Source organism: Staphylococcus sp. Ze2, assembly GCF_048568365.1.
Lineage (GTDB): Bacteria > Bacillota > Bacilli > Staphylococcales > Staphylococcaceae > Staphylococcus > Staphylococcus xylosus.
In genome coordinates, this window is sequence record NZ_CP183486.1 from 391,850 (window position 1) to 404,474 (window position 12,625).

Annotated in this window: 11 protein-coding genes and 1 pseudogene; 5 read left to right on the forward strand and 7 right to left on the reverse strand. The window is 31.5% G+C overall.

From position 1 onward, the window contains the following. The first annotated feature begins 73 nt into the window (after positions 1–73). Together ACM591_RS01615 and ACM591_RS01620 are read left to right on the forward strand one after the other, a co-directional pair. The gene (locus ACM591_RS01615) at positions 74–880 is read left to right on the forward strand and encodes an alpha/beta hydrolase (protein WP_172606475.1); all 807 of its coding nucleotides are present in this window, start codon (positions 74–76) and stop codon (positions 878–880) included. 208 nt (positions 881–1,088) lie between these two features. Then, a complete protein-coding gene (locus tag ACM591_RS01620) occupies positions 1,089–1,394 on the forward strand; it encodes a TM2 domain-containing protein (protein ID WP_029378617.1) in 306 nt (101 codons plus the stop codon). A 541-nt stretch (positions 1,395–1,935) separates the two neighbouring features. On the opposite strand, the gene ACM591_RS01625 is transcribed toward ACM591_RS01620, so the two are convergent. Both ACM591_RS01625 and ACM591_RS01630 read right to left on the reverse strand, forming a co-directional pair. Next, entirely contained in the window at positions 1,936–2,307 is a 372-nt protein-coding gene (locus tag ACM591_RS01625; RefSeq protein WP_029378616.1) for a nuclear transport factor 2 family protein, read from the reverse strand. 149 nt (positions 2,308–2,456) lie between these two features. Next, positions 2,457–3,452 carry a YeiH family protein gene (locus ACM591_RS01630; RefSeq protein WP_099265760.1) on the reverse strand — a complete coding sequence of 332 codons (996 nt, stop codon included), beginning with the start codon at positions 3,450–3,452 and terminating at the stop codon, positions 2,457–2,459. Positions 3,453–3,575: 123 nt separating this feature from the next. Here ACM591_RS01630 and ACM591_RS01635 point away from each other — a divergent pair, with 123 nt between their 5' ends. After that, positions 3,576–4,406, forward strand: a complete 831-nt coding sequence (locus ACM591_RS01635) for a LysR family transcriptional regulator (RefSeq protein WP_326008018.1) — start codon at positions 3,576–3,578, stop codon at positions 4,404–4,406. A gap of 139 nt (positions 4,407–4,545) precedes the next feature. Here ACM591_RS01635 and ACM591_RS01640 read toward each other — a convergent pair whose 3' ends face one another. Continuing rightward, positions 4,546–5,385: an AraC family transcriptional regulator gene (locus tag ACM591_RS01640; RefSeq protein ID WP_135059231.1), complete on the reverse strand. Its 840-nt coding sequence runs from the start codon at positions 5,383–5,385 to the stop codon at positions 4,546–4,548. A 173-nt stretch (positions 5,386–5,558) separates the two neighbouring features. On the opposite strand from ACM591_RS01640, the gene melB reads away from it, so the two are divergent. Both melB and ACM591_RS01650 read left to right on the forward strand, forming a co-directional pair. After that, the gene (gene melB / locus ACM591_RS01645; protein WP_326006617.1) at positions 5,559–6,947 is read left to right on the forward strand and encodes a melibiose:sodium transporter MelB; all 1,389 of its coding nucleotides are present in this window, start codon (positions 5,559–5,561) and stop codon (positions 6,945–6,947) included. A gap of 14 nt (positions 6,948–6,961) precedes the next feature. Further along, on the forward strand, positions 6,962–9,946 hold the full coding sequence (locus ACM591_RS01650; protein ID WP_326026885.1) for a glycoside hydrolase family 2 TIM barrel-domain containing protein: 2,985 nt from the start codon (positions 6,962–6,964) through the stop codon (positions 9,944–9,946). A 121-nt stretch (positions 9,947–10,067) separates the two neighbouring features. Here ACM591_RS01650 and ACM591_RS01655 read toward each other — a convergent pair whose 3' ends face one another. From ACM591_RS01655 to ACM591_RS01670, 4 genes and pseudogenes are all read right to left on the reverse strand, one after another. Further along, positions 10,068–10,697, reverse strand: a complete 630-nt coding sequence (locus ACM591_RS01655; protein ID WP_081225212.1) for an ABC-2 transporter permease — start codon at positions 10,695–10,697, stop codon at positions 10,068–10,070. Further along, positions 10,697–11,542: pseudogene (locus ACM591_RS01660) on the reverse strand (ABC transporter ATP-binding protein). Before ACM591_RS01660 ends, ACM591_RS01655 begins: the two are co-directional and overlap by 1 nt. A 23-nt stretch (positions 11,543–11,565) precedes the next feature. After that, positions 11,566–12,285 (reverse strand): DUF3169 family protein, encoded by a 720-nt coding sequence (locus tag ACM591_RS01665; RefSeq protein ID WP_070052339.1) that lies wholly within the window; start codon positions 12,283–12,285, stop codon positions 11,566–11,568. After that, positions 12,282–12,485 carry a helix-turn-helix transcriptional regulator gene (locus ACM591_RS01670; protein ID WP_039068195.1) on the reverse strand — a complete coding sequence of 68 codons (204 nt, stop codon included), beginning with the start codon at positions 12,483–12,485 and terminating at the stop codon, positions 12,282–12,284. Before ACM591_RS01670 ends, ACM591_RS01665 begins: the two co-directional genes overlap by 4 nt. Between the last annotated feature and the right edge of the window lie 140 nt (positions 12,486–12,625).

Below are 12,625 nucleotides of genomic sequence, written 5' to 3' on the forward strand. Positions count from 1 at the left end.
AGTGAGGAAGTTATGGATTTGGGTCATATGTATTATAGTTATTGTTATTATAGCAGCAGTTATTACTATAAAGATGTTTACTCAAAATCAATCTGCGATGGAAAAGTCTGGACACTCAAATTTTGTTAATAGTCAAATACCAACACTGTTTCTACATGGCTACGGTGGAAGTGCGGATTCAGAAAAATTTATGGTTAAGCAAGCTAAACAAAATGGTGTTACGAAAGATGTGATTACAGCGATTGTATCTAAAAATGGAGATGTTGAATTACAAGGCAAACTTAAAACAGATACAACAAATCCTATCATACAAATTGAGCTAGCAAATAATAAGCAAGGTGATCTTGATGAAAATGCAAAATGGTTTAAAAATGTATTAACGAAATTGCAAAGTGAATACGACATTAAAAAGTTTAATTTTGTAGGTCATTCTATGGGTAATTTATCATTTGCTCAATACATGCTGACGTATGGGAATGATTCATCGTTACCTCAATTGAATAAGCAAGTGAATATTGCTGGGACATATAATGGTGTATTAAATATGAATGAAAAGGTGAACGAAATTAGTGTGGATGCTAATGGTAAACCAAGCCGTATGAATCCCCCTTATCAAGAACTACAACAACTTGAAGATGTATATAATGGTAAAAATATCGACGTTTTAAATATATTTGGTGATTTGAAAGATGGTACTCATTCTGATGGGCGTGTATCTAATAGTTCATCAAAATCATTAAAATATTTACTTGGTGATAGTCCAGAAAGCTATAAAGAGTCTAAGTACGAGGGTAAATCAGCTCAACACAGCCAGTTACACGAAAATAAAGAACTTGCTAAAGAATTTATCGAATTTTTGTGGGAGAAACAAGATGATTAAGTTAACAGATTTTATAAAGACGCCAGATATTTATAAAACAAAAATTAATAGTGAATATATGAAACAATTATATTAGTAAAATTGTTAGAAAATGATTATTGAAGTAACATAAATTTTTGATTATTTATTGAAAATAGCAGTCTAATATAATTCTTATTATGTTAGTATGTTTATATGAAATAAAATTAAATGAATAGGGGACTATGTAATGAATTTAGACGAAAAATCTTATATTGAACAACAAGTTACTAATCGTTCGAAATCAGCTGGAATAGCTTATCTTCTATGGTTTTTCCTAGGTAGTTTTGGAGCTCACAGGTTTTATTTTGGAAAAACAGGATCTGCTATAGGTTTAATCGCGTTAACGTTATTAGTTTCTTGGTGGACTTTTGGGATTCCAACTTTTATCTGGGTTATTATAGATGCGTTTCTTATACCAAGTTGGAAACATAAAAATCAACAAGTTATAAGAGAACAAGCCACTGCTGAAGTGAAATTTATGAAAAATAAGTAAGTAAAATTTAAAATCATTACAAAGTGAAGAAGTTATATTCAATAGATTTCTTCACTTTTTGTTTGAATAAAAACAAATTAAATTTGGAGTCTATTTACTGCTATCTATAAAGTTTCTCGTGAAACATATGAATAACACAAGCATACCTCTATCAATAAACTTCTATTAAGATATATTTGAATCCCACTACTCTACTAGATATCACTTATCATTGGGCTTAGTCTGCTTAATTAATGTTTAGTTCTTTAGCGTAAAAGTTAGAGATAGATAATGTGAAAAATAAAGCGATTTTTGTTTCTTAAATGCTTGATTATATAAAATTAAAACCATTCTCTCTGTTTGTTAATTACAAGAGTGAATGGTTTTATTATTATAGTATTTACAGTAGAGGTTAGACTTAGGGTTGTGTGAGGTTACCATGAGGGTTGTCTTGAGTAAGATCCTTCAGAATAGCATCTTGTTAGTTTTTTGTGCGTATAGTCGAACGACGGTTTCACGTCACTTTGCTATATAGCATACTTACAACTTGTCAGTCAGATAGTTAATTTGAGAATAGTGCTTTATCTTCAGGTTGATTCTCTAAATATATTATTTTTCCTTCATCATCTAATCTTGCAATATCTATACCTTCTTGCGTATAAACACCTGTCTCAAATCTATTTCCACATATAGCCCAATGTGTTTTGAAAGTGCCATCTTCTTGTTCTACCCAACCATTATGCATGTGTTTTAAATCTTTATTTGTTTGGTACACAGCTTTAACAAATTGTTTCCATGCGTCTTTGCCTTTGAAAGATTTTTGGTTTAACACAAATTCAATATCATCGTTAAATAAATCATTTAACTTATCAAAGCTTTCGTCACTATATCTAGCTTCATCGAACAAGATAAAATATGCATCTAATGTTTTCATATCTATACCCTCTTTATAAGTTGATTTGTACATACTAATTTCAATTAGCAAGCATCTTACTAAAATATTATTTTAAATATAATTAGAGTTGTCGTATAGATATTTGCTTAGTAATATTTAATTTTCCCTTCATCTTTTGCAATAAGCACTTAGCCATAAATAGAGTTAGCAATGATAAAAGTGATAGTTGATAATATCGTAGATACAATGATGACACCGATTAAAGGCTTAAACGCTCGATCTTGTAAATCTTTAAATGATACATTTAACCCCAATGCCACCATTGCCATCAATAAGCAAATTGTTGTCAATGGCTCAATTATCTGCATTATAAATTGAGGTATAGGTACATAAGTATGAAATATCGCCATTAATACAAATCCAATTAAAAAATAAGGCATTTCGATACGTTGGTTAGTATTTCTAGCCTGTGATTTCATGTTCATTACCAATATAAGTACAATACTTAAAGGTATGAGCAAGAATACGCGGCCTAATTTGCCTAATAAGCCAATTCGTAAAGCTGTGTCACCCGAGAAATCTGCTGCAAGAATAACATGGGCAATTTCATGTAGGCTCACACCAGACCAAACGCCATAAACCTCTGGTGATATTGTGAATAGGGTATATATTACTGTATAAGCTAGTGAAAAAAGAGTACCAATTAATGCGATGATACCTATACTGATGGCTGTGTCTTTTTCTCGTGATTTTAAAATTGGAGATACAGCAGCAATCGCAGCTGCTCCACAGACGCCAGTACCAATACCTAGCAATAATGTGATAGCTTTATCTCCTTTAATATAATGATTGAGTAATAACATTAATCCAATACTTACAATGATGACACCACCATCGATAAGTAGTAATGTACTACCTTCTCCTATAACATCAAAAATATTAAGCTTTAAACCATACAATATAATAGCGAATTTTAATAGTCGTTTAGATGCGAAAGTAATGCCTGGACGATAGCTTTCAGGATAACCTTTAAAATGTCTAAATAGTATTGCGATGACAATTGCAATTGTCAAAGCACCGACCTTGTCTAATAGTGGCAGTTTTGAACTAATTAAGCTTATTGCAGCAATGATAAACGTAAATAATATACCAAAAATAAAGGGTTTATTGTTAAATGTAGTCATGTACCGTCTCCTCCTTGTACCAAAAGTGTAGCACCACAAATTTATAACGTTAAATAAATATTTGGTATATAGTTCATAACAAATTCGTTATAATAAAGGTAAAACAATGAAAGGTGATAGGACATGGACCCACTAAAAGTGTTAACTGAAGTTGTAAAAGCGCAAAGTTTTACAAAAGCTGCAGAAAATTTGTATACATCGCAACCATCCATAAGTAGAGATATTAAGAGACTTGAAAATGACTATGACGTAAAAGTATTTGAGTTTAAGCACTCAAAAATGACATTAACAAGTGATGGAGAGAAACTATACCGATATGCGTTGCAAAGAAATTATTTAGAACAAGCACTACGACAAGATTTAAAAATGCAAAACAATGCAGTCGCTGGAGATTTAAAGCTGGGAAGCAGTTTTACATTTGGTGAATATCGTTTGTCACGACAACTTACTAAATTAGCCCAAATGTATCCAGAATTACATATTCATGTACATTTGGATAATTCAGAAACGATTGTTGAGCAAATTAAAAATAATATCGTTGATGTTGGTATCGTAGAAAAAAAGATACAGAACAATGCGATTATAAGTACACCAATCGCCCAAGATGAAATTGTATTAATTAAAAAGAAATCTAGCTCGTCTAATTTAGAGACATGCTTTATTCGAGAACAAGGTTCTGGAACTCGTGTATATCAAGAAAATGGTTTGAATCAGTTATCATTAAATCCTTATTTAGTAGTCATTAACAATACAAGTTTAATAAAGAGTATGGTTCATGCAGGAAATGGTTTTTCCATTGTATCGAAATCCACATTAACATCTGAAGATTTGGAACAACTTGAAGTTATTAATTTAGATATTGAAAGGTTCTTCTATTTAATTTTACATAAAGATAAGTATATTGATGAAAAAATGAAACGAGTTATATCCGTATTAAAACAAAATGTGGAATAAGACATACGGTGTATTTTTAAACTAGGAGTAAAGAAGTGGAGTAGAAGTTATTGTCACTAATTATAAAATAGCAATTAGCATAGGGCAGAAAACCAATGGAAGTCATTGGTTTCGTGGACCTATACTATTGAGTGAGTGCTCATTGCTTGTTGTTAATTGAAAAATGGTGCCGATATTCAGAAGCACTAATTTCAAAATGCTTTGTAAAATTTTTAGAAAATAGCAGTGGGTCTTTATAACCAACTTGTCTTGATATATCACTTATAAGTGTACTCGTATGTATTAATAATTGTGAAGCGTGATACATCCTTATATAGGTTAAATATTCCTTAGGGGAACAACCTAAATTCTTTTTGAATAATTTATATAAATGACTACGTGTAATATTTACGCTTTTAGCAACATCTTCAACAGTTATATGCTTTTGATAATTTGTATTGATAAAATCAACGGCATGCTGTATATCTTCATTCACAATATCAACTTGAACAGAAAAATTTTTAGGGAACTTTTCTTGTAATGTATAAACTAATTGATACAAATATTGCATAATTAGAATGTCATTGGAGTTGTTTGACTCAATACTCTGAGAGAGTTTACAAATGAGTTGAATTATATTTTTAATATCTGTCGTATCTTGGCCTAATATGACATGACTATCAACAATACTACATCGAGACAAATAATTTAGTATTTGTTTGCCATTCATGCCTACCCAATAATAAGTCCAAGGATTTGAAAATGAAGGCTTATATTCTACTTCCATCCCACGTTCAAGCAAAAAAATATCTCCAGCAGTTAGATGATAAGTTTCACCAGCATAACTAAAAGTACCTTCTCCTTGAGTTACGATATGTAATACGGATTTTTGAAAAACAGTATAATTATAACCTACATTTGGTACGCCTATTTCAATACCACATTCGGCTAAATTTGCATCGATCAATTTTTTTTGAAATTTCTTCCACAATACCTGCATGTTATCCCTCTTAATTAAAAAACATATTTGAACTTATATTTATATTAATTGAAAATGAAACATTTTGCCATATATCGTCATCATTATGCTATTCATAACTAGAACTTACTACTGATAGAATAAAATCAATATATGTAAGCGTTTTAATAAGAACTAACTTAGAGGTGAATGTAATGAATAGACATTTAACAGGAAAACAAAAATTTGCATTTGGATTCGGTGCCATCGGTAAGGATGCCATATTTAATATCGTTAGTGTATTTCTAATGTTTTATATTACAGACATAGTAGGGCTATCTCCTGCATTTGTTGGAGTTATGTTATTTGTTGCACGTATATGGGATGCAATTAACGATCCAATTATGGGAATGATTGTTGATAATACAAGAAATAACTTTGGTAAATTTAAGACATGGCTTGTTATAGGTACATTAATTAATGCTGTAGTAACAGTATTATTGTTTACTAATTTTGATTTACCACAAACAGCAATGTACATTTACATATCGATTATTTATATTTCCTGGGGAATGACATATACGATGATGGATATACCATATTGGTCATGGCTTCCTAACTTAACTCATGATCCAAGAGAACGTGAAGAATTATCAGTTATCCCAAGATTTTTCGCTAGTTTAGCTGCATTTACTGTCGGCACATTTGGTTTATTTTTTATACATAAACTTGGTGATATTTTCGGCGGGGGTAGTGATTCTACTGGTATTTTTATATTCGCAATAATTTGTAGTTTGATTTTTATATTTACCATTGGTGTAACGGTCTTTAAAGTACCGGAGGACCAAGAAATGGAAAAACTAATAGGTATTAAAGTTAAATTTAAAGATATCGGTCGTATTTTATTTAAAAACAAAGAATTATTAGCAATTATGGGAGTACTTCTAACTTTTAACTTATGTTTACAAACATTAAATGGCTCTATTATTTATTACTTTAAATATGTAGTTAACGCAGAGCATTTATTTGCAATTTTTAATTCTATGATTTTATGCGAAATGGTTGGGTTACTATTATTACCACGCTTTATTAAATGGGTAGGTAGAACCGCTGCATTTAATACTTCTATAATATGCATTATCTCTGGATTGTTAATTATTTTGATATCTGGCTATATTGCGCCACATAGTATGACTTTAATTATTATAGGAGCGGGGATATTACGAATTGGTTCAGGCTTTATGGTCGGCATCACAACTGTTTCATTAGCGGATGTTATTGATTATGGAGAAGTTAAATTCGGCCAGCGTAATGAAAGTATTATTACATCAACAAATACCTTCTTAACAAAGACTTCTCAAGCAGTAGCAGCATTAATCGTCGGCTTAGGTTTATCTATTTTAGGTTATACGCCAAATGAAGCACAATCAGCTGTGACAATTAACGGGTTAAGAATAATGATCTTAGTTTCACCACTTGTATTCATTTGTTTAGCCGCATTTTTATATCACAAAGCCTTTAATTTAAAAGGTGACTTTTTAACGGATATTGAAAAGACATTACAGTATAAACGCCAAAGAGAATTTAGAGAAAGAATTAAATAAAGGGGTTGTTAACTATGTTAAAGCAACAGTTTCACGAAAATTTAGAGGTTCAACATGTAAATTTATTGCCAAGACGTGCATTTTATATACCATATCAACAAGGGGAAGCGGATTACCATTTTGAAACAAGGTATAATACTCGAAATGCGACATTATTAAATGGAGAATGGTATTTTCAATACTTTGAGTCACTCGAAGCATATCTAAATCATTCAAATAAACAAGAAAGCAAAACACTAACGGTCCCATCAGTTTGGAATTTATATGGCTATGATCAAATACAATATTTAAATACCCAGTATCCAATACCTTTTAATCCACCATATGTACCTAAAGATAATCCATGTGGATACTACACGCGAAAATTCACTATCGATGAGTATGATCAACAATACGATTATCATTTGAACTTTGAAGGTGTAGATAGTGCGTTTTATGTATGGATTAATAATGAATTTATAGGTTATAGTCAAATTTCACATGCTATTTCTGAATTTGATATTTCCAATTTTGTACAACAAGGTGAGAATAATATCGAAGTACTTGTACTTAAATATTCTGATGGTACCTATCTTGAAGATCAGGACATGTTTCGACACTCTGGCATTTTTAGAGACGTTTATATCTTGAAACGTGCAACTGAACGTGTTGATGATTTTAAAGTAGAAACAAATCTAAGTGACGATTTAAATGCAGCACAGATAGATGTAAAAATTGAACGAGCACACAATCTGAAATCAGTAGAATTTCAATTATATAATCCTAAGGGTGAAGAGGTAGCAAGCATATCTGGAGTGAATGAATATCAATTTGATGTCCATAATCCTCATTTATGGTCTACAGAAAACCCTATTTTATACACACTATACATTTTGACGGATCAAGAAGTGATTACACAAAAAGTTGGAATACGTGAAGTGGCTATTCAAAATAATCAATTTTATATTAATGGTCAATCCATCAAACTACGTGGTACAAATTACCATGATAGCCATCCAGAAACTGGTTACGTTATGACGGAATCCCATTTTAAAAAAGACTTAGAATTAATGAAACAAGGGAACTTTAACGCCATTCGTACGGCACATTACCCAAAATCTCCATTATTTTACGAAATGACAGACCAATATGGCTTTTACGTAATGAGCGAGGCTGATATTGAGACGCATGGTGTTGTTAGATTATATGGGGAAGACAATAATAAAGATTTTAATATTATAGCTGACGACAGTAAATTTGAAACGGCTATTATAGAGCGCATTGAAGCTTCTATTATGCCACTGAAAAATTATAGCTCTATCGTATCTTGGTCATTAGGGAATGAATCAGGATTTGGTAAAAATATGGTCAAAGGTGCAGCACGTGCAAAATCACTAGACAATACAAGACCAATTCATTACGAAGGTACATTGTATCGAGACAAGCAGCAACACTATGATTTATCTAATATAGATATGATTAGTAGAATGTATCCTTCTCCTGAAGAAATTGAGAAGACTTATTTGAGTAACCCGGATTTGGATAAACCGTTCATCTTATGTGAATATGCTCATGCAATGGGTAATTCTCCTGGAGATTTACACGCTTACCAAACGCTAGTTGAGCAATACGATAGCTTTATCGGAGGATTTGTTTGGGAATGGTGCGATCACGCCATTCAAACTGGCATGAAAGACGGTAATCCTATTTTCAGGTATGGTGGAGATTTTGGAGAAAAACTACATGACGGAAATTTTTGTGTCGATGGAATTGTATTTCCAAATAGGGTTCCCCATGAAGGTTATTATGAATTCAAACAGGAGCATAGACCATTAAAGCTTGTGTCACAAGAAGATTTTAAAATCGTGCTACGTAACCAATTGGATTTTATACCTGCAGAGAAATATATGTTTGTAGAGGCTACAGTGACAAATTTGAATAGGGAAAAAACGATAAGTGAAATACCTCTGTCAAACTTCTTGCCACACACTGCCCAAACAATTGATTTGAGCGATTATATTAATATACAACATATCAGTGATGTTATATTACGATATAAATTAAAATATGACGATATATTTCGTCATGAAAATTTTGAATTAGGACATGATCAAATCGTATATCAACGTCGAACATTGAAAGAACAGAATGAGCAATCTGATGAAACTGAAATTCTAGTAACTGAAACTGATAAATTAATCAAAGTTTCAGTAGGTAAAAGTGAAACGTACGTTTTTAATAAAGATAATGCAAGCCTTGAGTCAGTTCTCAAGCATAATCATATAGTAATTAACCAAAACACAACAAATAACATTTGGAGAGCTCCGACTGATAATGATACGAATATAAAAGATGATTGGGCTTATTCTGGTTATAAAGATATCACTACACGCGTGCACGATTATCAAATTGTAGAAAATGAGACAGAGGTCAGTCTTATTTTTAATATAGCGATGGTCAATGACGCAGTGCCTCCCGTACTATTTGGGACAGTAACTTGGCATGTTCAATGTAATGGCACACTTAATGTAACTTATGATTTAGAAAGAGATATGAAGGCACCTTATTTACCACGATTTGGTTTAGGTTTGACCTTACCTAAAGCATTTGAACAAGTGAAATATTATGGCAAAGGTCCTTTCAGTAGTTATCAAGACAAAGGCGTAGCCAATTATTTAGATGATTTTGGAACGACTGTTACAGACAATGGTGAAGTCCATATTAGACCCCAAGAGACAGGAAGTCATAATGAAACTACATTTGTTGAAATTAGTGATGGATGTAACAAGGTCATCGTGACAAGTGACAATACATTTAGTTTTAATACAACGCATTATTCATTAAAACAGCTGACAGAGACAACTCATAAAGATGCACTAGAACCTGAAGATCAAACCTATTTATATATCGATTATGCACAAAGTGGAATAGGTTCAAATAGTTGTGGTCCAGAATTAAATGAGGCATATCGATTAAACAATCGACACATCGAGTTTAGCTTTAATATGAAATTTGTCTAAGTAACTTTTAAATTATATAAATAGTAACTGCCCTAATTAACTAATGATAGTTAACTAGGGCAGTTTTCTATTGTTCAATTTTTACTTAATTATTAGTGGTTTTTATATTCGATTTCACCCATTATAATTCTTGATTCTTAAATATTTTTAATGAAGTAATATAAGATAGAACAAAAGCTATTATGCCAACTAACGCATATACACCTACAACAACTATGCTATTTGTTAAATTTATAGCGTCTGAACCCGATACTGCAACTTCTGATAAATTCATGCCAAAAAAGACGATGAAAAATAAGAAAAGTACAATGAACGACGTTGAAATCAAAATAACATTAGAATTTTCGGGTCCAAATTTAAATGTTAATGGGAACATCATGGCATAAGTACCTGCGCCTCCAATACCTACTAGTATGGACATGAGTATTACATTGAAATCTTGCGTAATTAGTGAAACAGATATGACGCCAAATACAAAACCAATTAAAGTGAGTATCCCATAAAAGCTAAAGTAACTATTAACATAATCGCTTCTGCCACTTGGGAGTGTTGAGACATAGTACATCCATTTTGAATCTTTTTCATGTTTAATGTTATCCGTAACTGGTGTTATAAGGAATAGCATTGGTAAGAAACATGCCATAATTGGATTGATAAATGCAAAAATAACGGCCGCTACTATCGCTACTATGAGATATGTATAAAGAGATTTTTTAGACGAATAATAACTACTTAATATTAAACCTTTCATTAGCTATCACCTCGCATAATTAATTTTATTGCATCATCAATGTTTTCTAGTGGATGAGCATCTGTAACCGCCGTGCGATCGTTGATTAATGAGATTCTATAACCTTTACGAACTCTTGATGCGATGAGTATATCGTTTGGGATATTGAATTCCTCTTCGCTTTGTTCTACAATACCGTAATGATTAAATAGATTGTCTTTCTTCTCCTCTAAAATAATTTCTCCGTTTTTCATAAATACTAGTTTTGTTGCAAGATGTTCTATGTCTTCTGATATATGGGATGAAATTAGAATACCGTTACCTTTCGCTACGTAATCTTCTAAAATTTCAATGACCTCTTTACGGCTAGAAACATCCATACCTGCAGTTGCTTCGTCTAAAATAAGGACCTTACTATCATGACTTAATGCGATTGTTAAAGCAGCTTTCATACGCATACCTCTAGAAAAAGAAGCTATTTCATTTGTAGTAGGTAATTCAAAAGTTTTAATAATAGCGAAAAATTTCTCCGAATCCCATGTTTTGTAAATTTTAGAAAAGACTTTATCTATATCTTGAATAGTTCATTTATTTGGAACTCGTAAATCATCAAAGACGACACCAATATGCTCTTTATGTTGGTTATCATTTGCTGCTATAGATTTATCAAAATAACGTATTTCTCCGGAATCTTTAAATCGGTTACCGACTAAGGTATTAATTAATGTGGATTTACCTGACCCATTTTTACCAATTATGCCAATAACTTCATTAGGTTCAAGCGTTAATGAAATATCAGAAAGTTGAAAATCTGATTTTTTATATGATTTATTAAGATTCTGAATTTCTAATAAATTTTCCATAATGTCCTCACTTTCAAAATTTATTTTTACTTATAAAATTTATTAACTTTCAATGTATAACCGAAAGCATTATATACAAATAAAACTATGAGTATAAGTAGACCTATTGATTGATTTATTCCTGTTCTTATAGAGAAAGCGCCTAAAAGTACTACGCCAAGCATAATTAACACGAGATTGATGTGATAAGTTTTGAACATTGATACAAGTGTTATATGACGTTCGCCTTCGTCCATAATTTCAAGAATTTTTTCTGTATAGCGAGCTTCCCCTTGTTTCGGGTAGCGTGAGTCAAATTTTCTTACAAAAAAACCAGCCATTAGAGAAGGAATTATTGTTATTAAAAATGGAATAATTGCATAAAATACTGACATTTCATTAGTGTTGTTAGATACAGTAAAGATAAGCATTGTAATAAAACTCACTGACAACTGTATATAGTATATGAAATTAGATCTTAAAAACTTAATATTTGCCTTTTCTTCAAATAAGTCTGCCTGTGCATCCTCTAACGACTGATTAGTTTTTGATTTGAATTTTATGGCGTCTCTCTGAACCTTATGTAATACAAAAATGAGAATAATATTGATAACAGAGGCGATGATGGTAACTATTATTAAACTATTTTCAGAAATTGTAATGTTTGAAAATAGATTCGTATATTCCATGACACTAATGGTACTACCTATGACACCTCCGACAATACCACCTAGTAAAATAAATAGTAAATATCGTCCTACTTTCATAAATCCCTCTCCTCTATAATGAATATATTTTCGACAGGTTCATCAAATATTCTTGCAATTTTAACTGCAGTTAAAATAGATGGCATAAAATCATTTCGCTCAATTAAGGAAATGGTCTGGCGTGAAACACCTGCTTTTTTAGCAAGTTGTGTTTGATTATAGCCATCACGAGCGCGCAACTCTTTAACACGATTTCGCAAATATTATCAACTCCTTGTATACAATATATAATATTTCGACGATTTTGACAACTATATTAGTCAAAATGACGTATATAGATGTCTTTTTGACAGTGGAAAAGCTACTAAAGACATGTAGTTTAGCCTTTAGTAGCTTATTT

Excerpts from the sequence above, each read along its gene's own strand:
- ACM591_RS01615 (WP_172606475.1), top strand. The coding sequence starts at position 74 with ATGTTTACTCAAAATCAATCTGCGATGGAAAAGTCTGGACACTCAAAT.
- ACM591_RS01620 (WP_029378617.1), top strand. The coding sequence starts at position 1,089 with ATGAATTTAGACGAAAAATCTTATATTGAACAACAAGTTACTAATCGT.
- ACM591_RS01625 (WP_029378616.1), bottom strand. The coding sequence starts at position 2,307 with ATGAAAACATTAGATGCATATTTTATCTTGTTCGATGAAGCTAGATAT.
- ACM591_RS01630 (WP_099265760.1), bottom strand. The coding sequence starts at position 3,452 with ATGACTACATTTAACAATAAACCCTTTATTTTTGGTATATTATTTACG.
- ACM591_RS01635 (WP_326008018.1), top strand. The coding sequence starts at position 3,576 with ATGGACCCACTAAAAGTGTTAACTGAAGTTGTAAAAGCGCAAAGTTTT.
- ACM591_RS01640 (WP_135059231.1), bottom strand. The coding sequence starts at position 5,385 with ATGCAGGTATTGTGGAAGAAATTTCAAAAAAAATTGATCGATGCAAAT.
- melB (WP_326006617.1), top strand. The coding sequence starts at position 5,559 with ATGAATAGACATTTAACAGGAAAACAAAAATTTGCATTTGGATTCGGT.
- ACM591_RS01650 (WP_326026885.1), top strand. The coding sequence starts at position 6,962 with ATGTTAAAGCAACAGTTTCACGAAAATTTAGAGGTTCAACATGTAAAT.
- ACM591_RS01655 (WP_081225212.1), bottom strand. The coding sequence starts at position 10,697 with ATGAAAGGTTTAATATTAAGTAGTTATTATTCGTCTAAAAAATCTCTT.
- ACM591_RS01665 (WP_070052339.1), bottom strand. The coding sequence starts at position 12,285 with ATGAAAGTAGGACGATATTTACTATTTATTTTACTAGGTGGTATTGTC.